At 40.5% G+C, this 24,302-nt stretch carries 24 protein-coding genes and 1 other RNA gene; 8 read left to right on the top strand and 17 right to left on the bottom strand.

Translation table 11 applies throughout. The features are described 5' to 3' along the window. Positions 1 to 3 precede the first annotated feature (3 nt). Positions 4 to 1,340 (top strand): IS3 family transposase gene (locus FAY30_RS18295; protein WP_149870344.1). Its coding sequence is split into 2 segments (ribosomal slippage): positions 4 to 388 and positions 388 to 1,340, totalling 1,338 coding nucleotides; the frame shifts between segments, so codons are not numbered across the junction. 56 nt (positions 1,341 to 1,396) lie between these two features. Here the strand turns inward: FAY30_RS18295 and pyk are convergent. The 7 genes from pyk to dnaE all read right to left on the bottom strand — a co-directional run bounded on the left by pyk (position 1,397) and on the right by dnaE (position 11,846). After that, positions 1,397 to 3,160 carry a pyruvate kinase gene (gene pyk, locus FAY30_RS18300; protein WP_149871227.1) on the bottom strand — a complete coding sequence of 588 codons (1,764 nt, stop codon included), beginning with the start codon at positions 3,158 to 3,160 and terminating at the stop codon, positions 1,397 to 1,399. A gap of 38 nt (positions 3,161 to 3,198) precedes the next feature. Next, the gene (gene pfkA, locus FAY30_RS18305) at positions 3,199 to 4,158 is read right to left on the bottom strand and encodes a 6-phosphofructokinase (protein WP_149871228.1); all 960 of its coding nucleotides are present in this window, start codon (positions 4,156 to 4,158) and stop codon (positions 3,199 to 3,201) included. A 281-nt stretch (positions 4,159 to 4,439) separates the two neighbouring features. Next, positions 4,440 to 5,417, bottom strand: a complete 978-nt coding sequence (gene accA, locus FAY30_RS18310; protein ID WP_149871229.1) for an acetyl-CoA carboxylase carboxyl transferase subunit alpha — start codon at positions 5,415 to 5,417, stop codon at positions 4,440 to 4,442. Continuing rightward, the gene (accD, locus tag FAY30_RS18315; protein ID WP_149871230.1) at positions 5,402 to 6,289 is read right to left on the bottom strand and encodes an acetyl-CoA carboxylase, carboxyltransferase subunit beta; all 888 of its coding nucleotides are present in this window, start codon (positions 6,287 to 6,289) and stop codon (positions 5,402 to 5,404) included. The genes accA and accD overlap by 16 nt, the downstream gene beginning before the upstream one ends. 197 nt (positions 6,290 to 6,486) lie before the next feature. Then, positions 6,487 to 7,062: a FadR/GntR family transcriptional regulator gene (locus FAY30_RS18320; protein WP_149872766.1), complete on the bottom strand. Its 576-nt coding sequence runs from the start codon at positions 7,060 to 7,062 to the stop codon at positions 6,487 to 6,489. A gap of 56 nt (positions 7,063 to 7,118) precedes the next feature. Next, complete coding sequence (locus FAY30_RS18325) at positions 7,119 to 8,357, bottom strand: NADP-dependent malic enzyme (RefSeq protein ID WP_149871231.1); 1,239 nt, start codon at positions 8,355 to 8,357, stop codon at positions 7,119 to 7,121. A gap of 126 nt (positions 8,358 to 8,483) precedes the next feature. Continuing rightward, positions 8,484 to 11,846: a DNA polymerase III subunit alpha gene (dnaE, locus tag FAY30_RS18330; protein ID WP_149872767.1), complete on the bottom strand. Its 3,363-nt coding sequence runs from the start codon at positions 11,844 to 11,846 to the stop codon at positions 8,484 to 8,486. A gap of 344 nt (positions 11,847 to 12,190) precedes the next feature. Here dnaE and FAY30_RS18335 point away from each other — a divergent pair, with 344 nt between their 5' ends. Both FAY30_RS18335 and ytrI read left to right on the top strand, forming a co-directional pair. Further along, positions 12,191 to 12,529 (top strand): sporulation membrane protein YtrH, encoded by a 339-nt coding sequence (locus FAY30_RS18335; protein ID WP_149871232.1) that lies wholly within the window; start codon positions 12,191 to 12,193, stop codon positions 12,527 to 12,529. Further along, complete coding sequence (gene ytrI, locus FAY30_RS18340) at positions 12,526 to 13,026, top strand: sporulation membrane protein YtrI (RefSeq protein WP_149871233.1); 501 nt, start codon at positions 12,526 to 12,528, stop codon at positions 13,024 to 13,026. The genes FAY30_RS18335 and ytrI overlap by 4 nt, the downstream gene beginning before the upstream one ends. A 30-nt stretch (positions 13,027 to 13,056) precedes the next feature. Here ytrI and FAY30_RS18345 read toward each other — a convergent pair whose 3' ends face one another. Continuing rightward, complete coding sequence (locus FAY30_RS18345; protein ID WP_149871234.1) at positions 13,057 to 14,001, bottom strand: DHH family phosphoesterase; 945 nt, start codon at positions 13,999 to 14,001, stop codon at positions 13,057 to 13,059. Positions 14,002 to 14,091: 90 nt separating this feature from the next. Here FAY30_RS18345 and FAY30_RS18350 point away from each other — a divergent pair, with 90 nt between their 5' ends. Continuing rightward, positions 14,092 to 14,403, top strand: a complete 312-nt coding sequence (locus tag FAY30_RS18350; RefSeq protein WP_149872768.1) for a YtpI family protein — start codon at positions 14,092 to 14,094, stop codon at positions 14,401 to 14,403. A gap of 57 nt (positions 14,404 to 14,460) precedes the next feature. Here FAY30_RS18350 and FAY30_RS18355 read toward each other — a convergent pair whose 3' ends face one another. The 3 genes from FAY30_RS18355 to FAY30_RS18365 form a co-directional block, all read right to left on the bottom strand. Continuing rightward, the gene (locus tag FAY30_RS18355; protein ID WP_149871235.1) at positions 14,461 to 15,780 is read right to left on the bottom strand and encodes a CBS domain-containing protein; all 1,320 of its coding nucleotides are present in this window, start codon (positions 15,778 to 15,780) and stop codon (positions 14,461 to 14,463) included. Positions 15,781 to 15,904: 124 nt separating this feature from the next. After that, on the bottom strand, positions 15,905 to 16,138 hold the full coding sequence (locus FAY30_RS18360) for a hypothetical protein (protein WP_149871236.1): 234 nt from the start codon (positions 16,136 to 16,138) through the stop codon (positions 15,905 to 15,907). Between the two features lie 82 nt (positions 16,139 to 16,220). Continuing rightward, entirely contained in the window at positions 16,221 to 16,901 is a 681-nt protein-coding gene (locus tag FAY30_RS18365; protein ID WP_149871237.1) for a metal-dependent hydrolase, read from the bottom strand. A gap of 180 nt (positions 16,902 to 17,081) precedes the next feature. Here FAY30_RS18365 and FAY30_RS18370 point away from each other — a divergent pair, with 180 nt between their 5' ends. Beyond that, positions 17,082 to 18,179 carry a M24 family metallopeptidase gene (locus FAY30_RS18370; protein WP_149871238.1) on the top strand — a complete coding sequence of 366 codons (1,098 nt, stop codon included), beginning with the start codon at positions 17,082 to 17,084 and terminating at the stop codon, positions 18,177 to 18,179. A gap of 55 nt (positions 18,180 to 18,234) precedes the next feature. After that, positions 18,235 to 18,429: non-coding RNA, 6S RNA (gene ssrS, locus FAY30_RS18375), on the top strand. Positions 18,430 to 18,510: 81 nt separating this feature from the next. On the opposite strand, the gene ald is transcribed toward ssrS, so the two are convergent. The 3 genes from ald to FAY30_RS27250 all read right to left on the bottom strand — a co-directional run bounded on the left by ald (position 18,511) and on the right by FAY30_RS27250 (position 20,391). Next, on the bottom strand, positions 18,511 to 19,629 hold the full coding sequence (gene ald / locus FAY30_RS18380) for an alanine dehydrogenase (RefSeq protein WP_149871239.1): 1,119 nt from the start codon (positions 19,627 to 19,629) through the stop codon (positions 18,511 to 18,513). 120 nt (positions 19,630 to 19,749) lie between these two features. Then, the gene (locus FAY30_RS18385; protein WP_317845669.1) at positions 19,750 to 20,061 is read right to left on the bottom strand and encodes a hypothetical protein; all 312 of its coding nucleotides are present in this window, start codon (positions 20,059 to 20,061) and stop codon (positions 19,750 to 19,752) included. Positions 20,062 to 20,232: 171 nt separating this feature from the next. Beyond that, positions 20,233 to 20,391: a hypothetical protein gene (locus FAY30_RS27250; protein WP_190284686.1), complete on the bottom strand. Its 159-nt coding sequence runs from the start codon at positions 20,389 to 20,391 to the stop codon at positions 20,233 to 20,235. Between the two features lie 105 nt (positions 20,392 to 20,496). Between FAY30_RS27250 and FAY30_RS18390 the strand changes: the two genes are divergently transcribed. Beyond that, on the top strand, positions 20,497 to 20,949 hold the full coding sequence (locus FAY30_RS18390; protein ID WP_149871240.1) for a universal stress protein: 453 nt from the start codon (positions 20,497 to 20,499) through the stop codon (positions 20,947 to 20,949). Positions 20,950 to 21,080: 131 nt separating this feature from the next. After that, the gene (locus FAY30_RS18395; protein ID WP_149871241.1) at positions 21,081 to 21,395 is read left to right on the top strand and encodes a hypothetical protein; all 315 of its coding nucleotides are present in this window, start codon (positions 21,081 to 21,083) and stop codon (positions 21,393 to 21,395) included. Between the two features lie 166 nt (positions 21,396 to 21,561). On the opposite strand, the gene FAY30_RS18400 is transcribed toward FAY30_RS18395, so the two are convergent. The 3 genes from FAY30_RS18400 to FAY30_RS18410 all read right to left on the bottom strand — a co-directional run bounded on the left by FAY30_RS18400 (position 21,562) and on the right by FAY30_RS18410 (position 24,218). Further along, complete coding sequence (locus tag FAY30_RS18400) at positions 21,562 to 22,074, bottom strand: MogA/MoaB family molybdenum cofactor biosynthesis protein (protein WP_149871242.1); 513 nt, start codon at positions 22,072 to 22,074, stop codon at positions 21,562 to 21,564. Continuing rightward, on the bottom strand, positions 22,071 to 22,913 hold the full coding sequence (locus tag FAY30_RS18405) for an EcsC family protein (protein WP_149871243.1): 843 nt from the start codon (positions 22,911 to 22,913) through the stop codon (positions 22,071 to 22,073). Before FAY30_RS18405 ends, FAY30_RS18400 begins: the two co-directional genes overlap by 4 nt. 111 nt (positions 22,914 to 23,024) lie before the next feature. Continuing rightward, positions 23,025 to 24,218, bottom strand: a complete 1,194-nt coding sequence (locus FAY30_RS18410) for an acetate kinase (RefSeq protein WP_149871244.1) — start codon at positions 24,216 to 24,218, stop codon at positions 23,025 to 23,027. Positions 24,219 to 24,302: the final 84 nt, after the last annotated feature.

The raw sequence follows: 24,302 nt of genomic DNA on the forward strand, positions 1-24,302 counted from the left end.
CCTATGTCAAAAAAAATCTTCACTGATAAAGAAATAAAGATCCTTTCTAATAATCCTTTTGTCAAATCTGTAAGTACAAAAGGAATTACCTACACTGATGAATTTAAAAGGATTTTTATATCTGAAAGTGTAAATGGAAAATTACCACGGCAGATTTTTGAGGAGAATGGTTTTGATGTTGATATTATTGGTATCGTTAGGGTACAAAGAGCAGCTTATAGATGGCGTGTAGCTTATAGTGAATTGGGAGTATTAGGACTTCGAGATACACGTAAAGATCATTCTGGGAGACCGACTAAAAGAGAGCTTAGTTTAGAAGAAAAGAATGCAAAATTAGAAGCTCAAATTCAATTGTTGCGGGCTGAAAATGAATTGCTAAAAAAGTTAGAAATGATGGAAAGGGGGCTGGAGAGAAACGAGTAAAAGTAACTGCGGAACAGAAGTTCCTTTTAATTCGTAAAGTAATTGAAAAGTATGATCTTAAACATATGGTGAGTTTCTTATGCGAAATATCTGAAGTTTCTCGTTCTGGTTATTATAATTATTTTTCTCCGAAATCTCAGGAAAATAGAGAACGCCGTGAAAAAGAGGACTTAATTTTAAAAGAGAATATTTTAAAGGCATTTCATTTTAAACGACGTCATAAAGGTGCTCGCCAAATTAAGATGACGTTAAAAGGGCAGTTTAATATTAAATATAATATTAAACGAATCCGAAGAATTATGAAGAAATATAAGATTATATGCCAAGTTAGAAGAGCTAATCCATATAAGAAGATGTTGAAAGCTACCCAAGAACACTCCGTACTACCGAATTTACTAAACCGAGAATTCAAACAAGAAATCCCAGGTAAAGTATTACTCACTGATATTACTTATTTATATTATGGGAAGGGCCAAAAAGCTTATTTGTCCACTATTAAGGATAGTTCCACGAATGAAATATTGGCCTATAACCTGTCAGATCGACTTACATTGGATTTAGCAACGGATACATTGGTAAAGTTAAAGAAAAATAGAAAAGTAAAGTTTGCAGAAGGAGCCTTTATTCACTCAGATCAAGGAGTACACTATACTAGTCCTACTTTTCAGAAGCATGTAAAAAAATTAGGGCTAGGACAATCTATGTCAAGAAGAGGAAATTGTTGGGATAATGCTCCACAAGAGTCGTTTTTTGGCCATTTTAAGGATGAAGCATATATAAAACCATGTAATTCCTTAGAGGAACTTAAAAGAGAAATAAGGAGTTATATGACCTACTATAACAATTTTAGATATCAATGGAATTTAAAGAAGATGACTCCTGTTGAATACAGAAATCATCTTCTAAATGTGGCATAACCTTTTTAAATATGTCCTTTACAACGGGTACAGTTTATAATGGAGCTGACTTTTTTTTACAATACGCTGGCGTGACCGTTGTAAATAACTCCTCTTGTCGCATCAACAGTTATTTCTTGACCCTCTTTAAACAGTTCTAACGCATTATCAACACCGACAATGACCGGTATACCAAGGTTAAGACCAACAACAGCCGCATGGCTTGTTAATCCGCCTTCTTGTGTAATAAGGGCAGCACATTTTTCAAGCGCAGGCATCATGTCACGATCAGAACCAATTGTCACAAGAATCGAACCAGGTTTTACTTTTTCTATGGCTTCCTTTGCATCGTGAGCAAGGACCACTTTCCCAAAAGCTGACCTGCGGCCAATTCCTTGAGCCTTCGTAATGATATCGCCGACAACATGAATTTTCATCAAATTCGTTGTACCTGCCTCCCCAACCGGAACGCCTGCAGTGATAACAACCAAATCACCATGCTTTACAATACCGCTATTTAAGCTTTCTTCGACAGAATTATCAAGCATTTCATCGGTTGTAGTACAAATTTTGCCAAGCTGTGGATAAACGCCCCAAACGAGCTGTAACCGGCGGCAAACATGGTCGTTCGCCGTTACAGCTACAATCGCTGCTTTCGGACGATATTTGGAAATCATTCTTGCTGTATGTCCGCTTTCGGTTGGCGTAATAATCGATTTTACGTCCAAGTTTAAGGCTGTATGAGCAACGGATTGACCAATCGCATCTGTCAGATTATGTTCCGTGTCTTTGCTCCGGCCAGATAAAATTTCTTTATGATCCAATGCCTGTTCCGCTCTGGAAGCAATATTATGCATGGTTTGCACCGCTTCTATCGGGTAAAGTCCTGCAGCCGTTTCACCAGAAAGCATAATTGCGTCTGTCCCATCAAAAATAGCATTGGCAACATCGCTTGCTTCAGCGCGAGTCGGTCTAGGATTTCGCTGCATCGAATCAAGCATTTGTGTAGCCGTGATGACAGGTTTTCCAAGGGCATTACATTTCTTAATTAACATTTTTTGTACCAGCGGAACCTCTTCTGCCGGAATTTCTACGCCAAGATCTCCACGGGCAACCATTAAGCCATCAGAGATTTCCAGGATTTCATCAATATTATCGACGCCTTCCTGATTTTCAATCTTAGGTATAATGTGGATATGTGTTGCATTATTTTCTTCTAAAAGCTGGCGGATTTCTAATACGTCCTTTGCCCGGCGGACAAAAGATGCGGCAATGAAATCAACCCCTTGTTCAATGCCGAAAAGAATATCTTGACGGTCCTTTTCAGTAATCCCCGGTAAGTTAACAGATACACCTGGGACGTTAACACCTTTTTTATTTTTTAACGTTCCGCTATTTAAAATTTTTGTATGAATTTCTTTTGCTGCCTTATCAATTTCCAAGACTTCCAGTCCAATTAACCCGTCATCTAACAGGATTTTTGAGCCTACATGGACATCATCAATCAACTCGCTATATGTAACAGAGAATTTTTCTAGTGTTCCTTCTACTTCGGCCATAGAAACAATAATATTTTCTCCTGCTTTAAGTTCAATTGCACCGTTTTGCATGTTATTAGTCCGAATTTCCGGACCTTTTGTATCAAGCAGAATAGCAACTGTTTTTCCAGCTTCCTCTGCCGCTTTGCGAATATTATTAATCCGCGCTCCGTGCTCTTCAAAATCACCATGTGAAAAATTTAAGCGGGCAACGTTTAAACCTGAATGAATTAATTGAGTTAATTTTTCCACACTTTCACTTGCAGGACCAATCGTACAAACGATTTTTGTTTTTCGTAACATCCTTTTCCCTCCAATATTTAAAAAGACAAACGTGATTCTTAAATTGATAATTCCTTGGATAGTTTGAATAGGTCTAGATCTAGTTTATGTTTCTTGTCGAGAGCTTCAATGATATCGTAATCAACAAGCTGATTTTTTTCAATTCCCACTGCACGGCCGCCCTTACCTTCAATTAAAAGTTCTACAGCCCTTGCCCCTAATCTGCTTGCAAGCACTCTGTCTGCAGCCGTTGGGGAGCCTCCACGCTGGATATGACCTAACACCGATACCCTTGTTTCAATGTTTGCTGCATCATGAAGCTGGCGGGAAAATTCGTACCCGCTGCAAACACCTTCCGCTACCACAATGATACTATGTTTTTTCCCACGCTCTTGACCGCTGCGCAGCCTGTCCGCAATTTCATTCATATCATAATTCTCTTCTGGAATCAAAATTGTTTCTGCTCCGCCGGCAAGTCCTGCACATAAAGCTATATCGCCTGCATCCCTTCCCATTACTTCAATGATAAATGTTCTTTCATGTGATGTAGCAGTATCGCGGATTTTATCGATTGCGTCAATTACAGTATTTAGGGCTGTATCAAACCCTATAGTTTGTTCCGTTCCCGGGATATCATTGTCAATGGTGCCAGGTACACCAACGCATGGAAAACCTTGCTCTGTTAATGCTTTTGCCCCGCGGTAGGATCCATCGCCGCCAATGACAACGAGCCCATCAATTCCATGGGCTTTAAGCTGCTCAATTCCTTGCTGCTGCACTTCTTTTGTTTTAAATTCAGGGCAGCGTGCCGAATGAAGCATCGTACCGCCGCGGTGAATAATATCACCAACTGAACCAAGCTCAAGCTTTTTAATATTACCAGCAATTAATCCAGAATAACCGCCGTAAATACCATAAACTTCTACATTATGAAAAATGGCTTTTCGGACAACCGCGCGAATCGCAGGGTTCATCCCTGGGGAGTCGCCGCCGCTCGTAAGTACCCCAATCTTTTTCATGTTTAATCACCTCAGTCATGAATTAGGAAAACTTTATGTACACTTTTGTGAGTAAGTAGATACAGTGAAACTTCAACCTTTTTATTATTTACATAAAACCTTCGAATATTTATAAAATAACATGAAGAAATGACCTTAACAACCGATAGATATTAGTAAACACAATAGACGGAATAGTTCGTGAACTGGAAGCGTTTTATCCACCTTTGTAAGCGTCAACACTATCTGATTGGTGAATTTTTTGTGAACATATTAAAAAAGTGCTCAAATGAGCACAATTTTTAATTTACCCCAATATATTCATTTTTCACCGTGTATTCCCCAATTGATCTAAATCGATCATATCGGTCAGCGATTAATTCATCCTCGGACAGTTTAAGCAGTTCTTGAAGTGATGTGGTCAAGACTTTTTCAATTTCTTCTGCTTGCTTTTTAACATCCTTATGGGCACCGCCTTTAATTTCCGGAATAATGTCATCAATGACACCAAGCTCTTTCAAGTCAGGGGCAGTAATTTTCATTGTTTCAGCCGCATTCTTGGCTAGCGCTGCATCCTTCCACAAAATAGCTGCCGCTCCTTCAGGAGAAATAACGGAATAGGTGGAGTTTTCAAGCATATAAATACGGTTGCCTACACCTAGGGCAAGAGCACCGCCGCTTCCGCCTTCACCAATGACAATACATATAACCGGTACCTTAAGGCCTGCCATTTCAAAAAGATTGCGGGCTATTGCTTCACTTTGACCGCGCTCTTCCGCTGCTTTCCCCGGATAGGCTCCTTTTGTATCAATGAAACAAATAATCGGACGATTAAATTTATCTGCCTGCTTCATTAAGCGCAATGCTTTTCTGTAGCCTTCGGGATGAGGCATCCCAAAGTTCCGGCGAATATTTTCCTTCGTGTCTTTTCCTCGTTGGTGGCCAATAACAGTAACAGGCAATCCTTTAAATTTAGCAACCCCGCCGACAATGGCCTCATCATCAGCAAATGTGCGGTCGCCGTGACATTCAAAGAAGCCTTCAAATAGGAATGAAATATAATCAAGTGTTGTCGGGCGATTCGCAAGACGTGCTATTTGCACACGATCCCACGGCTTGATATTTTCATATATATCTTGCTCTAGTTTCACTAGCCTCGCCTCTAATTTAACAATCTCAGAGCTTAAATCGACCTCGGCTGTTTTCGTGAACTCTTTTAGTTCGGTGATTTTCTTTCTCAACTCCACAATCGGGCGTTCGAATTCTAATTCCCCTGCCATTCAAGTTCACCTCCAGGTTGATGGATTTCTAAAATATTGGTAAGATTCTCAACTAAGTCAATCCGGGAAATAATTGCATCAAGCTGACCGTGTTTTAATAGGAACTCAGCAGTTTGAAAATCTTCCGGTAATTCTTCACGAATCGATTGTTCAATGACTCTGCGGCCGGCAAAAGCAATTAACGCACCAGGTTCAGCAAAATTGTAATCGCCCAATGAGGCGAAGCTTGCAGAGACGCCGCCCGTTGTCGGGTGTGTCATAATGGATATAATTAAGCCGCCATTATTACTGAATTTCTTTAAGGCAACACTTGTCTTTGCCATCTGCATCAAGCTTAAGGCTCCCTCCTGCATCCTGGCACCGCCTGATGCCGTGAAGATGACAAAAGGAATCGAAAGATCATCTGCCTTTTCAATTGCTAGGGTGATTTTTTCCCCAACAACAGAGCCCATGCTTCCCATTCGGAAAGAGGCATCCATAATCGCTACGACAATTTTATGGCCATTAACCGTTCCCATGCCGGTGACGACGGCCTCATTTAATTTACTTTTTTGCCGGTCTTTTTCCAACTTTTCAAGATAGTCCGGGAAATTCAGCGGATTTTCAGAAACCATATTTTCATTAATTTCCACAAAACTTCCCACATCAAGAAAGCTATCAATCCGCTCCGCAGCATTCATTTGGAAATGAAACCCACAATGCAGACATACCTTTGCATTTTTGATTAATTCCTTTGTATACATGATTTTCTTACACGAAGGGCACTTTGTCATAATTCCTTCAGGTACGTCATTTTTTGCTGTTTCTGCCGGAATAGTTGCATATTTCTTCTTTTTCGGTTGATTCTTTGTAAAAAGATCTTTAAGCGCCAAATTAAAACCTCCCTTGGATCACACGCCTGCCAAAAAGCAAGATTCTCCATCTTTTGCTATTCAAAAGTCTTTCTATACTAAGTCAACTTCATACCTGCAAACTCCGATAAGTGGTCAGACCACCGAATAATTAAAAATACCCTTTTACTTAGGGCTTGTATCATTTCCACTATAAAATAAAAAAAGTTCAAAATCTGTTAGTATTTGTCGTTAAAATCAGACAAATTTCGAAGTTTGCTATAAGCATAAAGTGATTTTCCTACATCCTTTTCGGCTAGAGCTTCAAGTAATAGAAGATAGTCATCCCGTCGATACTCTTCAGGATGAAATAATGAATAGTAATATTCCTTTAGTATTAACCACATTCTTAAAAAAAGATGATTATCGGAAATCTCAATTATCCGATAAAAAAACTCATCATCTGTAAAACTGTCTGCTTGTATTATCCATTTCTTCAACGTTTCTACCTGGCGATGATTGATTCTTTGCAATGCTAAACGAAGGCAATCCATCTCGATAAAGTTTTTGGTTTCGAATACATCGCGTTTTGCCTTTTCATCTCGCAAAATGAAAGTGCTGAGCAGCTGGACCAATTGATGACCGCGAAAATCTCTTATAAACGTCCCTTCACCCCGCCTTGTTTCAATAAGGCCAAGCAACTCCAGTGCTCTAAGAGCTTCGCGAACGGAAGAGCGCCCGAAATTCAGGCGCTCTGATAATTCCCGTTCTGAAGGAATTTTATCTCCGGTCTTAAGTCCATCAATGGTAATCATTTCTCGTAACTGCTTTACTATCTCCAAATAAACCTTCGAACTTGTCACTTACTTAATCACTCACTTTTGCCAATAATAGCGAGCCTTTGTGTTCTTTCCTTTATATCTTCAGGATCTACCTTAATCCGGGCCACACCCGTTTCCATTGCCGCTTTTGCGACAGCAGCAGCAACATTCGGGGCAACTCGTGGGTCAAATGGTGCAGGTATGACATAGTCAGCATTCAACTCTTCCTCACTAATTAAGCCGGCAATTGCCTCTACGGCTGCTACTTTCATTTTTTCGTTAATATGTGTCGCACGAACATCAAGTGCTCCCCTGAAAATCCCAGGGAAGGCCAGGACATTGTTTACTTGGTTTGGAAAATCAGAACGTCCGGTTCCCACTACTTTTGCTCCCGCAGCTTTTGCATCTTCAGGCATAATCTCAGGGTCTGGATTGGCCATGGCAAAAATAATCGCATCTTGATTCATTGATGCCACCATTTCTTTTGTAAGTGCTCCCGCAACCGATACCCCAATAAATACATCCGCATTTTTGATAACATCCGCGAGGCTGCCAGTAAGGTTATCGCGATTGGTAAACTTGGCCACTTCTGCTTTAACGGAATTCATTCCCTGTGGGCGGCCTTCATAAATCGCCCCTTTTGTATCGCACATTATGATATCTCGTACACCATAAGCATATAACAATTTAATAATCGCAATTCCTGCGGCACCAGCGCCGCTTGCAACTACTTTGATTTCAGTCATTTTCTTTCCGATCATTTTAAGGGCATTGACAAGACCTGCAACCGTAACAATTGCTGTTCCATGCTGGTCATCATGAAATATTGGAATGTTTGCTTCTTTTTTCAATCTTTCCTCAATAACAAAGCAGTTAGGTGCAGCGATATCTTCAAGGTTCACGCCGCCAAAGGTTGGTTCGAGAAGCTTAACGGTTTCAACAATTTTGTCTACATCCGTAGTGTTTAAACAAATGGGAAAAGCATCAACACCAGCAAAACTTTTAAATAGGACGGCCTTACCTTCCATTACAGGAAGTGCTGCTTCAGGTCCAATATTACCGAGTCCTAGGACAGCCGTACCATCGGAAACAACAGCCACCATGTTTCCTTTCATGGTATAATCGTAAACCGTTTCCGGTTTTTCATAGATATCTTTACATGGCTCCGCAACACCCGGTGAATAGGCTAAACTTAAATCATGTGCATTTCGAACTGGTACTTTGGATTTCGACTCTAATTTTCCTTTATTAATGCGGTGCATATGTAATGCTTCTTCACGTAATGTCAAGATCTTTCACCCCTTAAATGATTCAAAAAAGATTAATAAACATCCCATAAAATTTAATTCAACTACAGTGGTCAGACCACACTCGTCTCCTTACCACTATATCATATCTTCGAAAGTTGTAAAGAATTAATCTTTTAAGACAACACTTTTTGACCCAAGTAAATTTCTTAATTGCTGTAACACTTCAGGAGTTGGATTGACATTGTTATCTGCCGTTAACTTTACTGTTTTACGGGTCTCTTCATAATGCAAAATGACACCTGCATCGCCTTTATTTCCTTTTAACAGCTGATTGATTCTTTGGAGCAATTGCTCATCCTGCTGTGAGGAAATTTTCAAGTATAGAACCTGCTGGTTGATCGCGTTTGCTTTTAGCCATTGATCTAAATCTGACACCTGCTGAATGATAAATTGCAGTGTCCCATCTCGCTCTTCAATTTTACCCTGCAGCAGGACAAAATTCCCCTGCCGTAATAGGGAATGGAATTTTTTAAAAACTGTTGGAAATGCGACGGCCTCCATTTCACCGCTGGCATCACTTATTGTTAAAAAGGCCATGGAATCACCTTTTTTGGTACGAATCGATTTCACCGCTGAAAGATAAACACCGGATGCAGCTCGTTTATTGTCACTTCTTAATTGATACAATAAATAGGCTCCGCACCGCTTGAGTTCTTTTTCATAAATAGAAATTGGGTGATCTGAGAGGTAAAAACCAAGCGCCTCTTTTTCAAATGTCAGCTTATTTTCCAGACTAATAGAATCAACCGAAACATATTTCGGTTTTGGGATCATTTCATCCTCAAATAAGGCAAATTGGTTCGCATCATCAGGTTTGAAAATTTGGGCATGTTCAATAGCTACATCCAAGCTTGCCAGCAAAACGGCGCGGTCTTCACCAAATTCATCAAAGCATCCAGCATGAACCAGGTGCTCCAGGGTTTTGCGATTAATTGCTTTTGGTGAAACCCTGATACAAAAATCAAATAGGTCATCAAATTTCTTTCGTTTCCTTGATTGAAAGATTTCCTTTAATGCGGCTGCACCAACGCTTTTAATTGCTGCAAGACTATAACGAATGGCCCCCGCTTTTTCTACTTGGAATGAGTAAGCACTATGATTAATAGATGGCGGCAGAACAACGAGATCCTTTTGCCTTGTTTCCAAAATGTATTGGGCAATTTTGGTCTCATTACCGATGGCCGATGTCAAGAGGCCTGCCATAAAATACAGCGAATAATTGGCTTTTAAAAAGGCCAGCTGATAAGCGATCATGCTGTAAGCAACAGCATGGCTCCGGTTAAAGCCATAATTGGCAAACCGGACAATTAAATCATAGATATCATTAGCTAGTGCTTGGTTATATCCCTTTTTCAGGGCTCCTTGGACAAAATGATTCCGCTCTTTGTCCAATACTTCTTTTTGCTTTTTTCCAACTGCCCGTCTTAAAAGGTCCGCTTCACCAAGTGAGAATCCCGCCATCTTGGAAGCGATCTGGATGATTTGCTCCTGATAGACAATCACCCCATATGTATTTTCCAGGATTGGCTCCAAATCGGGATGTGGATATTCAACTGCCTTCCGGCCGTGTTTTCGATCGATAAAGAGCGGGATATTTTCCATTGGTCCCGGGCGGTACAATGCATTGACGGCGACAATATCCTCAAAACGTGAAGGCTTTAGCCGGGTTAATACCTTCCGCATTCCTTCTGATTCCAGCTGAAAAATCCCCGTTGTTTCACCCTTTGCAAGTAATTCGAAGGTCTTTGTGTCGTCCAATGGAATTCGTCCAATATCCAGTTTCCGCCCTGTTTGGCGGTAAATGGAGGAAAGAATGGTTTCTATGAGGGAAAGGTTCCTAAGTCCAAGAAAATCCATTTTCAAAAGTCCAAGCTCTTCGAGGTATTCCATTGAGTATTGGGTTAAATAAACATGGTTTGACCCGCTTTGGATTGGAATTAATTCAATCAGCTGCTTCTCGCTTATGACCACACCTGCTGCATGCGTCGATGTATGCCGCGGCAGGCCCTCAAGCTTTAAGGCGGTCTCAAACAACCTGCGGTTTAGCGATGTTTCATTGACAAACCTTCTTAATGGTTCAGATTCTTTAAAGGCGGCATTTAGGTTTATTCCTACCCTTGAAGGAATCGTTCTAGATAATTGCTCGAGTTCTTTTGCATTTAGCCCGAATGCCCTTCCAACATCTCTAACTGCCGCTTTGGCCGCCATAGTTCCGAAGGTGACTATTTGCGCGACATGGAGTTCACCGTATTTCTCGGCGACATATTCAATTACTTCTTCACGGCGGTGATCGGGAAAATCAATATCAATATCCGGCATCGAGACCCGCTCAGGATTTAAAAATCGTTCAAACAATAAGTTATGTTCGATTGGGTCAACGTCGGTTATATATAAAACATAAGCAACAAGCGAGCCTGCCGCCGAGCCTCGTCCCGGCCCAGTCAAAATCCCTTTTTCCCGAGCATATCTCATAAAATCCCAGACAATTAGAAAGTAGTTGCTAAATTTCATCCTTCTTATCACGGATAATTCAAAGGAAAGTCGTTCAACATATTCCTTTGACGGCCCAGATAAACGTTCTTGGAGTCCCTGCTTACACAACATTTCGAGATATTCATCTGGGGGTAGATTATTTTCGGTTGGGAATGACGGGAGGTAAGTTTTATTTAGTTCAATATTTACGCTGCATCTGTTCGCAATTCGAAGTGTATTTTCAAGTGCATCGGGATTTTCTGAGAAGCAATCCGCCATTTCAGCTGCCGACTTTAAATAAAATTGCTCACTTTCGAGCTTTTCCCGATGTTCATCCTGTAACTTATCGCCATTCTTAATCGCCAGCAAACACTCATGAGCGAAGCTGTCATCTTTTTCTAAATAATGTACCCGGTTTGTTGCAACAACGGGCACATGTAACTCGTTTGCCATCTCAAGAAATTGATTTCTAATCATTGCTTCTTGTTCGAGCTCGTGATTTTGAAGCGAGAGAAAGAAGCTGCCATTCCCAAAGATTGCGTCAAATTTTCTAATAAGCTTTCTTGCAATCTCATCCTTACCGCTTAAAAGAGACTGTTCAATTTCCCCTTCCAATCCGGGTGTGATAGCAATAAGCCCCTCTGAATAATGCTTCAGCCACTTTTGCGGTATCCCCTGATCGGCCTTTGTTTGGACAGCACTGGAGATTTTCAAGAGATTACGAAATCCTTGTTGATTTTCTGCCAATAAAACAAGCGGGTAGGATTCGTTTGCGGTAATCTCGCTTTCTACATCAACCGTTAACCCCATAATTGGATTCAAATGATTTTTTTTACAAAGCTTATAAAATTCAATTGTTCCGTACATGACATTTCTATCCGTTAAGGCGAGGGTAGTAAAACCTTTTCGTTTGGCATTTTCAATTAGATCTGCGACGGATGCCGTACTTGTAAGCAAACTATAGGCACTATAAACATGAAGGTGAATAAATGACATATCGTTCCACCGTTCCTTAAACTTATTATCTATCATTATTATAAATCTTTATCACAAAAAAGGAAAATATGTTCTGTTTTTAAAAGAAAAGCGGAAGCGTCCTGGTCAGCGGCGTATGGCCTGGAGCACTCCAACTGAGATAAAGGAAACACGATAAGCCGGAGGCGAATCGATGTTGACTTATCGTAGGGCGGAGCGCGAAGGACACTAGCCGCTAGGGCGCTGGAGCTGGACATTTCTCAAAGTCCAAATTTTTTCTCTTCTTATCTCTAAACATAAACAGAATCCTTTGTCCATATAAATGAATATAGACGGAAAGATTATGGATAAAGGCGGTTGAAGGGATGAAAGAAATTGGTTTTTTTCCTGCATTTATTGAAAGCTATTTTATTGCCTTAGGAGTCTTGCTTGGCGGTTCATTAATTGGCGGGATTGCCTCCTTTTTAACTGGACAACCACCACTTACAACCGTCTATCGTTTGTCATCAGCACTCCGAATATGGGCCATTGTAGCGGCAATCGGCGGGACATTTGATACGGTTTACACATTTGAAAAAGGCTTTTTGGATGCGGGAACCAAGGATTTGTTCAAACAATTATTATTAATTCTTTCAGCCTTAGGCGGCGCCCAGACAGGTGCTCTCATTATTAATTGGCTCACCCAGGAGTATATTTCATCATGAGAATTCCACCATTGTATCGCAGACCCTCATGGCAGCGTTTTTTTTCCGGGATGGCTATTGGGGGTGCCATCAGCTGGTGTATTTTTCTATATATTTATGGTGTCTGGCAGGAGAAGAATTCGGAATTGATTCGAAAGCAGCAGGAGGAGATCGTTGATTTAACTAATGAAAAAAAGATTTGGCAGGATGAATATAAGGATTTAAACAAACAAAATATTGAAAAGCTAACTGTCCAGAAGATTACGGTCAAAATCACTAATTATGAAAAATATAAACTGGATCTACTAAGTGTTCAGGAGACGGAAAATGCTGTCAACGATGATATTAGTATGATATTGGCTAAGGATTTAGATACCGTCTATAAAAGCAAAGATTTGTTAAAAAAAACGATTGAAAACAAACTGATTAAGATTTATGACAAAAGGTATAAACTAAAAGTAAAAGAAATGGTCATTTATACAAACGTTACGATTCAGCTGGAGATTCAATTTGAGTAAACGGCCCGCGATTGGGCCGTTTAACTATTGTTACTTCTGATAATTTTCGCAAACCACTGCCAATTCCCTTAAGACATGATCCACTTCGTCCCATGAATATATCGATGCACCTGAGGCAAGCGGATGCCCGCCACCATTGAACTTCCTTGCTACACCATTAATCACTGGACCCTTTGAACGGAGACGTACCCGTATTTGATCATCTTCCTCAATGAAAAAGACCCACGCTTTAATTCCTTTAACATCACCTAATGACCCCACCAGCAAGGATGCTTCTGCCGGCCTAGCATCATACGCTTTCAATAAATCCCTTGTAAGCTTCACAGAGGCAACACCGTTTGGCTGAAGGTCAAAATTTTGCAGAATATAACCGTTCAGCTTAATAATCTTAGGATCTAATTCATACATTTTATCAAAAAGTTCGGTGCGGGAAAAATGGTAGTGAATCAATTCACCGGCATACTCAAACGTCTTTTCAGTTGTACTTGGAAATAGAAACCTTCCCGTATCCCCAACAATTCCGGCAAATAAAAGTCTTGCCGCCTCATCATTCATTTTCAAGCCTGAAGCCTTTCCGTTTAAATAAAATTCATAGATCATTTCACTGCACGAGCTTGCCGTTGTATCGACCCATAATAAATCACCGTAAGGATCTTCGTTTGGATGGTGATCAATTTTTATTAGCTTATCACCCAGCGTGTAACGCTTGTCACATATTCTTTCAGCATTAGCAGTATCACAAACAATGACCAAAGCACCCTTATATACCTCATCTTCAATCACATCTAATCTGCGCATGTAATGGAGTGTGGGTTCTTCCTGCCCCACTGCATAAATCTTTTTTTCGGGATAGGATTCTTGTAGAATTGCAGCTAAACCGCCCTGTGAACCATAGGCATCCGGGTCAGGTCGAACGTGTCGATGGACAATGATGGTTTCATATTGTTCGATAGCTGCTAATATTTGCTCAATCATGGACATTGCTCCTTATGAACCAATAATGGCTTTTTTTAAAAATACACGATAAAATAGGAGAAGATTTTTAGGAACATGGAGGAACCTATTATGTTGGTACTTGTTGTTTTAATTGCTGTGTCATTTGCCTTCTATCTATTTTATAAAACAAAATACTTCAGAAGCAACCGTCAAGTAGAAAAGAAATGGCTTTCTGCAAAATCAAATATTGCCCTCGGCCTTTTTGTCTGCTTATTTGGCATGAATCATCTTCTATTCATATCCGAATCAACCGTAACTTATATTGTTGCAGCCATATTTACGATTTATGGGGCCGTATTCACCTGGATCGGCTTTAAAAAATACAAACATTACCTCCCATTCGCGATTGAGGAAGCCAATATGATTGATGCCCAGAAATAAATATTACACAAAGGGTCTGACCACATGGGTCAGACCCTTTTGAATATGGATGATCTCTTAGTTTCTATCAATCAATTGACACATCATCATGGCTTTACCAACTAATATCCCTTCGTTGAATACTTCCACATCTACTTTTCCAAATTTCCGTCCTACCTCAAGAATTTTTGGGAAAATTTCCAATTTGCTCTCCATTTGAACGGGTTTGATAAAGTAAATCGACATATTTTCTACTACAAGGTCACCTTTTTTATAGCTTTTCAATACCCGGTTGGCCGCATCTGCCACAATGGTGGTAAATACGCCGTATGAAATGGTTCCTAGGTGATTGGTCATTTGCGGTGTCACTTCACAGGAATATACCTCTTCGCCTTTCGGTTTCCCCTGCATTAATACCATTTGATTAGTGACAATGTCATCAAGCGTTTCGCCAACCTGCGGCTGCCTTTGATTCATTTGAAGTGCCTTTAAAACATCCTGCCTGCTGATAATTCCTTCTAAACGATTAGCATCATCAGAAACCGGAAGAACCTCAATCCCTTCCCAGACCATTGTATGGGCAGTGGAAGCAACACTCGTTTTCCCATTTACTGTCATCGGATGTTTAGTCATAATCTTATCAATAGAAATCTCAACATCCTGACCTAAAATGTCCTTACTAGTCACCATTCCTTGAATCTTCATGTTTTGATCCACAACCGGGTAGCGGCTGTGCGTTGTTTGTTTATTCAATTCATGCCATTTTGACACCTTGTCATTTGTTTTAAGATAATAAGTATCTGCAAGTGGTGTTAAAATATCTTCAACTAAAATAATTTCCTTTTTGATCAATTGATCGTAAATAGCCCGATTAATCATCGTGGCAACAGTAAAAGTGTCATAGCTTGATGAAATAACCGGGAGCTCTAATTTATCTGCCAGTTTTTTCACATGATCCTCCGAATCAAATCCGCCGGTGATCAGTACGGCAGCTCCTGCTTTTAAAGCTAACTCATGCGCTTGTGTTCTGTTCCCTACAATCAAAAGGTTACCGGCCTCAGTGTAGCGCATCATCGCCTCAAGCTTCATCGCGCCAATCACAAATTTATTAAGGGTTTTATGCAAGCCCGTTCTTCCGCCTAATACTTGGCCATCAACGATATTGACAACTTCAGCAAAGGTAAGCTTTTCAATATTTTCTTTCTTCTTCCGCTCAATTCGAATGGTGCCCACACGTTCAATTGTGCTGACATATCCTTTGTTTTCTGCCTCTTTAATCGCTCGATAGGCTGTACCTTCACTTACCGTCATCGCTTTGGCGATTTGCCTTACAGATATTTTTTCTCCAATGGGGAGTCCATCAATATAATGCAAAATTTGTTCATGCTTAGTAGCCAAGACCTTCACCCTTTATATTTCGATTCCTGCTAATTTAGTCAGTTACAATCTTATCCTGAACTCTATTATAAAGTTTAAAAAGTCTTGATTCAATGCGGTTCCTTACAATGACAAACAATTCTCATTAAAAAGAGCGGGATTTCTTCCTTATGCGCTGCGGCCGATGCCTTTGAACCTGTTTTTTCGGACTATAAAGAAGTCCGGTCAGATTACCGGCAATCACGATTAACGCAAATGAAAGCCACACAATAGCGAAAAGCCCTTGTGTTCCTCCTGCAGTCACTGATAATTTTGGTACAGCAAAATAAAGCATAAAGGCACAGAGCAAGAGACATAGCAGATACCGATTCTTTTTCATTTTCTTTTCCTCCTAAAAAACAATGCTTGTTTCATCTTTATGCACAAAGGAGGAAAAAAAGTAGATGAATACCTAAAACCTGTTAAATTTCAATTGCTTCTCCTGGAGCTAACACTTTCCCATTTCTGTCCTCAAGCAAATCAATAAATTGATATGGGTCTTGTTTAATTGGCGGGAATGTATTGAAGTGCATCGGCACCACCAGCTTTGCCTTTAGCAATTTTGCAGCATAGGCTGCATCTTCAGGCCCCATAGTAAAATTATCACCGATCGGCAGGAAGGCTAGATCCATCGGATGCCGTTCTCCAATCAGCTTCATATCGGAAAATAATCCTGTATCGCCGGCGTGGTAAATTGTCTTGCCCTCATTACTGAACAAAATCCCCGTTGGCATTCCGCAATAGATGATTTCATTTTTATCTGTGATATAACCGGAACCGTGAAAAGCCTGGGTAAGCTTTACCGTTCCAAAATCAAATTGATATGCACCGCCGATATTCATGCCGTGGGTTTTAACTCCCTGCTTGCCAAGAAAATCGGTAAGATCGGCATTGGCAATCACAAGTGCATCGTTTCTTTTCGCTATCGCAACCGTATCTCCGACATGATCGTTATGACCATGCGATAATATAATCACATCAGCTTTTACTTCATCAGCCTTTAAATCCGTTAAACTATTGCCGGTAATAAAAGGATCAATTAAAATTGTATTTCCCTTTGTTTGAATCTGAACAACTGAATGTCCATGGAAAGAAATTCTCATGATTCCAGCTCCTTTTAAATTGATATATTATGTACTTCCATAAAAAAATGGGAATTCCTTCTTCATTTATTTCCATAACTCACTTGTTTTAGCGCATGCTAAGGTCAGATAGTTTACTTTCACTAGTAAAATTGATACTCTCAAATAGGATTTTTATTTTTTTAAGGGGGCTCCCTGCACATGAATCAACGATTAGTTAAGCTTCAAACATGGATGAAAGAAAACGGAATTGACGTCTGCTTTCTTACATCTACCGAAAATGTATTTTATTTAAGCGGCTATTATACGGATCCGCACGAACGATTACTGGCACTTGCCGTTTTTCAAGAAGAAGAGCCGTTTCTCGTCTTGCCGGCGATGGAAGTGCCGGATGCTAAACGCTCAGAGTGGGAACATGAAATTATCGGCTACAACGACATCGAAAATCCGTGGGAAATGATTCTTAACTCCATTAACAAAAGAATCAATAGTGTTTCAAAAGCTGCGATTGAAAAAGAGCATATGAATGTGGAACGCTATGAGCACCTTACACAATTATTCCCTAAGGCATCATTTGTTTCTGCAGAAGAAAAAGTAAGGCAGCTGCGGATGATTAAAGATGCAAAAGAACTGAAAATCATCGAAGAAGCTTGTGCTCTTGCCGATTTTGCCGTTGAATTCGGAGTAAGTGAAATCAAGGAGGGCAAGACGGAGCTTGAAATCCTTAATGCCTTAGAGTACGCCTTAAAGCAAAAGGGTGTTACCGAAATGTCGTTCTCGACCATGGTGTTGACCGGGGCAAACGCCGCTTCTCCTCACGGCAATCCAGGGAGCACGAAAATTCAAAAAGGTGATTTCGTATTATTTGATTTAGGTGTGGTGGTCGACCGCTATTGTTCCGATATCACAAGAACCGTTGCATATGGGGACATTAATGAAAAACAAAAAGAAATTTATGATACAGTCTTAAAGGCCCAGCTCGCAGCAATTGAGGCAAGTAAGCCTGGCGTAACGGCAGCGGAAGTTGACCTTACTGCCCGCAGAATTATTTCTGAAGCAGGATATGGCGAATATTTTCCACATCGTTTAGGCCACGGTCTTGGAATTGGGGTTCATGAGTATCCTTCCATGACTGAAACGAACCAACTGGTAATAGAAGAAGGAATGGTCTATACAATCGAACCGGGAATTTATGTTCCAAACGTAGCAGGTGTTCGAATTGAAGATGATCTTTATATCAGTGCAGACGGTGCAAAAGTGTTAACTAAATTCCCGAAAGAATTACAGGTTATAAAATAATTAAATTGGAGCTTTTTTACATTGAACTCTAATCGAAATTGAGGTAATATACAAATACGAGCTGCGTTGTACGTATTCATAATAAAGTTTTAACCTTTAAGCTGTAAAAGGGAGTTTAACCATCGAAACTGGAATGACAGGCCTCCGTCTATAAGACATGGAGGACACGCAGAAAGGTTTCTGAGAACACCCACTTTGAGGAGTGGTGGTTTAAAACTTTCTTATATCACTACGGCAAATGCGGCTGTATATTAAGTTTTCAAACCAGCTTCTTTGTGAGGCTGGTTATTATTTTGCAAAAAAAAGAAGAGGGAAGCCCTCTTCTTTTTTACTATTTTTCTAGCAATGTTTTTGTAACTGAAAATTCCAGTCCATGTGCTTCAGCAACTGCTTGATAGGTTACATACCCGTCAAGGGTATTAATTCCTTTTAATAAAGCGTCATTCTCTAAACAAGCTTTCTTGTAGCCTTTATTTGCGATAAGCACGGCATAGGGTACGGTCACGTTTGTTAACGCAAAAGTGGAGGTTCTTGGTACTGCACCAGGCATATTTGCGACAGCGTAATGAACAACGCCATGCTTCACATATGTTGGATTATCATGTGTCGTAATTTGATCGGTAGTTTCAAAGATACCGCCTTGGTCGATCGCGATATCAACGACCACACTTCCCGGCTTCATTGATTGAATCATTTCTTCACTAACAAGCTTTGGCGCCTTCGCACCAGGGATTAAAACAGCTCCAATGACTAAATCGGATTCCTTAACTGCTTCTGCAATATTGAAAGGGTTCGACATTAATGTTGTCACATCAGATCCGAAAATATCATCTAATTGACGGAGCCGATCCGGATTTAAATCAATGATAGTAACCTTTGCTCCTAAGCCGATTGCCATTTTTGCCGCATTTGTACCAGCTACACCGCCGCCAATAATGGTAACAGTTCCCCTTTGGACTCCAGGGACACCCGAGAGCAGAATTCCCTTACCGCCGTATACCCTCTCCAAAAATTGCGCCCCAACTTGTGCTGCCATCCTTCCGGCAACCTCACTCATTGGCGTTAATAATGGCAGACTTCTATTCGCCAGCTGAACTGTTTCATAGGCAATCCCGACTACTTTATGATCAATCAATGCCTTCGTTAATTCCGGTTCAGGTGCCAGATGTAAATATGTAAACAAAATTAACCCTTCACGGAAATATTGATATTCGCTTGGCAGCGGTTCTTTTACCTTCATGACCATATCCGCAGACCATGCTTCGGCAGCGGTTTCTACAAGTCTCGCCCCATTCGTGCTATACTCATCGTCCAAAAACCCGGATCCAAGCCCTGCTCCTTTTTCAATAATAACCTCATGACCAAATTTAACAAGGTTAACTACCCCGGCTGGTGTCATTGCTACCCGATTCTCATTATTTTTTATCTCTTTTGGTACCCCAATCCGCATGTGCTTACCTCCATTAATTATTTATCAAAAAAAAAACAAGTCACTATTAGTATATCCCTTTTTGGCAGGAAAAATGTAACAAAGAGCTTTCCCCTTCGGGCAAAGCTCTAAAACTACTCCTTAATAATAGTAAGGGTAAGGATATCCGTAATATGGATAACCATATCCGTATCCATATGGTGCTGTTAATAAGGCTCCCGCTGCCAGTCCCCCTAAAAATGGTAAACCGTATCCATATCCATATGGCCGGCCGAAACCACCGTAATGTCCAAAGCCTCCGTGATAGCCAAAACCGCCATGATGGCCAAATCCACCATGATGGCCAAAACCTCCGTGGCCACCGTGATGTACCCTTGAATCCTGAATTAGATTGTCTTGATGTCCAACAAATAATTTTTGATACTTAGGCATTAAATGCATGTCTCTATTCATTTTGTCTCTCCTCGTTATTTATTGATTCACACACTAAAGAGTATGCATGTTTGGGTGTAGATTCTTGGGTAAACGCCCTCTATGGACGAATTTTCGAGGCAAATGACTACCTTTACAAATTGCAAAAGGCTGCCCCTTTGATGGACAGCCTTTTCCTTATGGACATTCTGCTTATTCCTCTGAAGCAGTAAAATCGCTGCTTTCAGCAAGTGCGGTTCCTTCCCCAATAAAACCACTATTGTAAGAATTCATAATCTGTTCACTTACTTCATTTACCCCTTTTTCCTCAAATTGAAATGAAAACTTGTTATTTAGTTCCCGTTTTCCCATCATCATTTTCCCCTTTCATGGTTGGTCTACCACATTATTGTTCGAAAAGTTGCAACAGTTATACGTTGTTAAATATTGTATAATCAAGGTGAGGAGATGATGATCATGGGACTCAAATATCAAAATATTTTAGTCGCTATTGATGGATCAAAAGAAGCGGATTGGGCATTTCGAAAAGGGATTGAAATTGCCAAACGCAATCAAGCTACTATGCTACTAGTTCATGTGATTGACACTAGGTCATTTGCTTTAATCGAAGCTTACGACACTGTCATCGGTGACAGGGCAGAAAAACTGGCAAAAGACATGCTGGAAAATTATCAAAGGCAGGCTGTAGAAGCCGGATTAACAGATGTACAGTATGAAATTGAATTTGGCTCTCCTAAGATACGAATCCCTAGAGATTTAGCTAAAAAACACAAGATTGATTTAATCCTATGCGGAGCTACGGGAATGAATGTAGTGGAAAGATTTTTTATCGGAAGTGTTTCCGAACATATTACCCGATATGCACCATGTGACGTTCTAATTGTTAGAACAGAAAAAGAGACCGAATAGATATGATCCAACGTGCACGGTGTTATTTGCCCCGTGCATGTTTATTTTTTTCATGGAAAATAGTTTTGTCGTGAAATGACGGGCCAATCTATAGTAAAATATATACAACCACACAGCATGGAGGCCTTTAAATGAATGACCATTTTTGTTTTGATTCGCGTCTTGGAATTTCAGTTCCCGATTTGACAATCGAATGGGAAGATTACAGCAAAGAAACGCAGCAGGAGATTCTCTTAAATTGGGAGCAAATCCGCGGTTCCATACCTGACCGAATCGCTGAGCTCGAGCAGGAAATCAACTATAAGCAGGAACAGCTTTCAAATGAAAATGACTTCCCCCGCTCTTGTCAATTAAATACAGATATCGCAAACCTTGCCTCCATCATTAATGATCTTTGGCTTTGGTACCGGGCTAACCAGACAGTCTCCACCAAAATGCACCAATAAGAAAAGCGGAAGCGCCCTGGTCAGCGGCGTATGGCCTGGAGCGCTCCAACTGAGATAAAGGAAACACGAAGAGCCGGAGGCGCATTCGATGTTGACTTATCGTAGGGTGGGGAGCGAAGGACACTAGCCGCTAGGGCGCTGAAGCTGGACAATTCTCGAAGTCGATTTAAAGGTCTTTTTTGATTTCTCGTACAACATGCCCTATCTCAGGCAGGATTAGTTTGTTCATTGCCAGCTTTACTGCTCCGCTTGAGCCCGGGGTTGAGAACACGGCCGTATTGTTGACGACACCAGCAATGGCCCTCGAAAGAATGGCCGCAGAGCCGATATCCTCTTGATAGCTAAGCATCCTGAATAATTCTCCAAAACCAACGATTTCTTTTTCAAGCAGACTTTGAACAGTTTCAATCGTTACATCACGCTTTGCAATTCCTGTACCGCCATTCGTCAGAATCACGTCAATGTCTACCCGTTCGCAGCCCTTTAAGATTTCATTTTTAATGTGTGATGCCTCATCTTTAACAATGACATAATCAACAATGGAATGTCCCGCCCCTTCCAGTTGTTCCATCATCAGCTTGCCGCTTTTGTCTGTTTCTTTATTTCTTGTGTCACTAACTGTAATCACTTTACATGTAACCGACTTCGGTGCTTCTTTTTTATGTTCATGCGTGCTCATCCTAAAAACTCCTCTTTTTCTTTGAGGTAACGAAGCTGATAATATTTATGGGCAAGGTCCGTTACCTTTCTCGTTAATTGATAATTAGCACCTGCCCCGATGGCCATGCTGACAAGGGGAATCCCCTGAATGACTTTTTTTCGAAACAAGGCAATAACCATTGCTTTTAATAATTGCTGCACAGGCTGTTCCAGCCAGGTAATATCGGTAATCTCATCCTTTCCCTGATAAAAATAATGACCATCATTTCCGTCTAAATCCTCCATTAATGAGGTCCAGCCCTCTCTCCGGATTCTTGGCGGCAATGTAGCCGTATGAAAAACTTTCAGTGATGTCATCATTTCATATGGTGTATTGACTTCAAATCCATACGTCATGGCAATTAATTGCACGACCCTTAAATTAATGACAGCCATTGCAGGAATGTCGGTACTGAGCAGAAGTGCGCCCCCTGTCCCCGCAAGCCCCCCTTGGGCAAACGAATAAAACCGATGCCTGGCAATTTGCTGTTCTGCTATGTATTGTAATTGCTCTATGTCCAATTGCTTTAAATCCGCTACTTCTTCTATATTTTTTAGAAAAACCCTTCCCGAAGAAAGTATTCTTTCTTTTGCATCCATTTGAAGCTGCGAGCCCTGTATGAACCCATGTAAATGAAATAACCACGTATCAATAAGCGAAAAAAATTGACGTTGAACATTTTCTGGCAGCAATAAAAATGAACGCTCCAAATATTTTTCATAGGTTAATTGAAAATCATTTGCCTCATAATTGAGCAAACTTTCTTCCCACAACCGGATTTCATTCAAAACGCTTGTTTCCCTGCTTGTCAATGGCATATGTGGGGCCCCCTTCCTGTAATATGCTTCTTTTTCCAGTATATCACAAAGAATTGGGAACTTAAAAAAGACAAAAGCAGTTCAGCTTTTGTCTTTTTATTTATGATTATTTTACCGAACATCCGCTAAACGAACAACGTCACGGGCAATCATTACTTCTTCATTTGTTGGGATAATTAATACTTTAACTGGTGAATGTGGATAGCTGATGAATGCTTCCTCGCCTCTTACTTTATTAAGTGCCGGATCCCAATAGATGCCCATAAATTCAAGACCTTTTAAGACATTTTCTCGAATCGTGTCACTATTTTCACCGATACCAGCAGTGAAAATAATGGCATCTACCCCGTTCATACGGGAAGCATAGGAACCGATATATTTATGGATTCTATTCGCAAAGACATCCAATGCCAGCTGAGCCCGTTCATTACCCTTTTTCGCTTCAATTTCAATATCCCTTAAGTCGCTTGAAAATCCAGAAACGGCTAACATACCACTCTTTTTATTTAACACATCTAAAACCTCATCAGCGGTCTGGCCGGTTTTTTCCATGATGTATGGAATAAGTGCCGGATCAATATTACCTGAACGTGTCCCCATTGTGACACCTGCAAGTGGTGTAAAGCCCATGGATGTATCGATGGATTTCCCGCCTTCGATAGCAGCAATACTTGCCCCGTTCCCTAAATGACATGAGATTAACCGAAGCTGTTCAACAGGGCGGCCTAATAGTTCTGCTGCACGCTGGGATACATACTTGTGGCTTGTACCATGGAAACCATACTTACGAATGCCATATTCTTTGTAATATTGATAGGGAAGACTGTACAGGAAAGAACTTTCCGGCATTGTTTGATGAAAGGCTGTGTCGAAAACAGCAACTGCTGGTACGTTCGGAAGGACTTGTTTAAACGCTATAATACCGGTTGCATTAGCTGGATTATGTAACGGAGCCAGCTCTGATAGTTCCTCAATCTTGTTTAGCACTTCATCTGTGATCAATGCTGAATCATCGAAGGATTCTCCACCATGGACAACACGATGACCAATTCCTTCGATTTCATCTAAAGATTGAATAATTTCTAAAGTTGTTAATTTATCTAATAGCATTTTTACTGCAACTTCATGGTCAGGGATATCTATGATTTCCTGAATCTTTTCACCATGAGCCGTAATATTAAAAATTGAATCTTTTAGGCCAATTCTTTCAATCAGTCCTTTTGTAATGACTTCTTCACTTGGCATTTCAAACAATTGAAACTTCAAGGATGAACTGCCTGCATTAATCGCAATAATCTTCGCCATCTTTATAACCGCTCCTTTTATATAACAACATCGTTATTTATGATAATTGAATAGTACACTTTATTTTGTGCAAACCTATCTTGT

This window comes from Bacillus sp. S3 (assembly GCF_005154805.1).
Classification (GTDB): Bacteria; Bacillota; Bacilli; order Bacillales; family Cytobacillaceae; genus Neobacillus.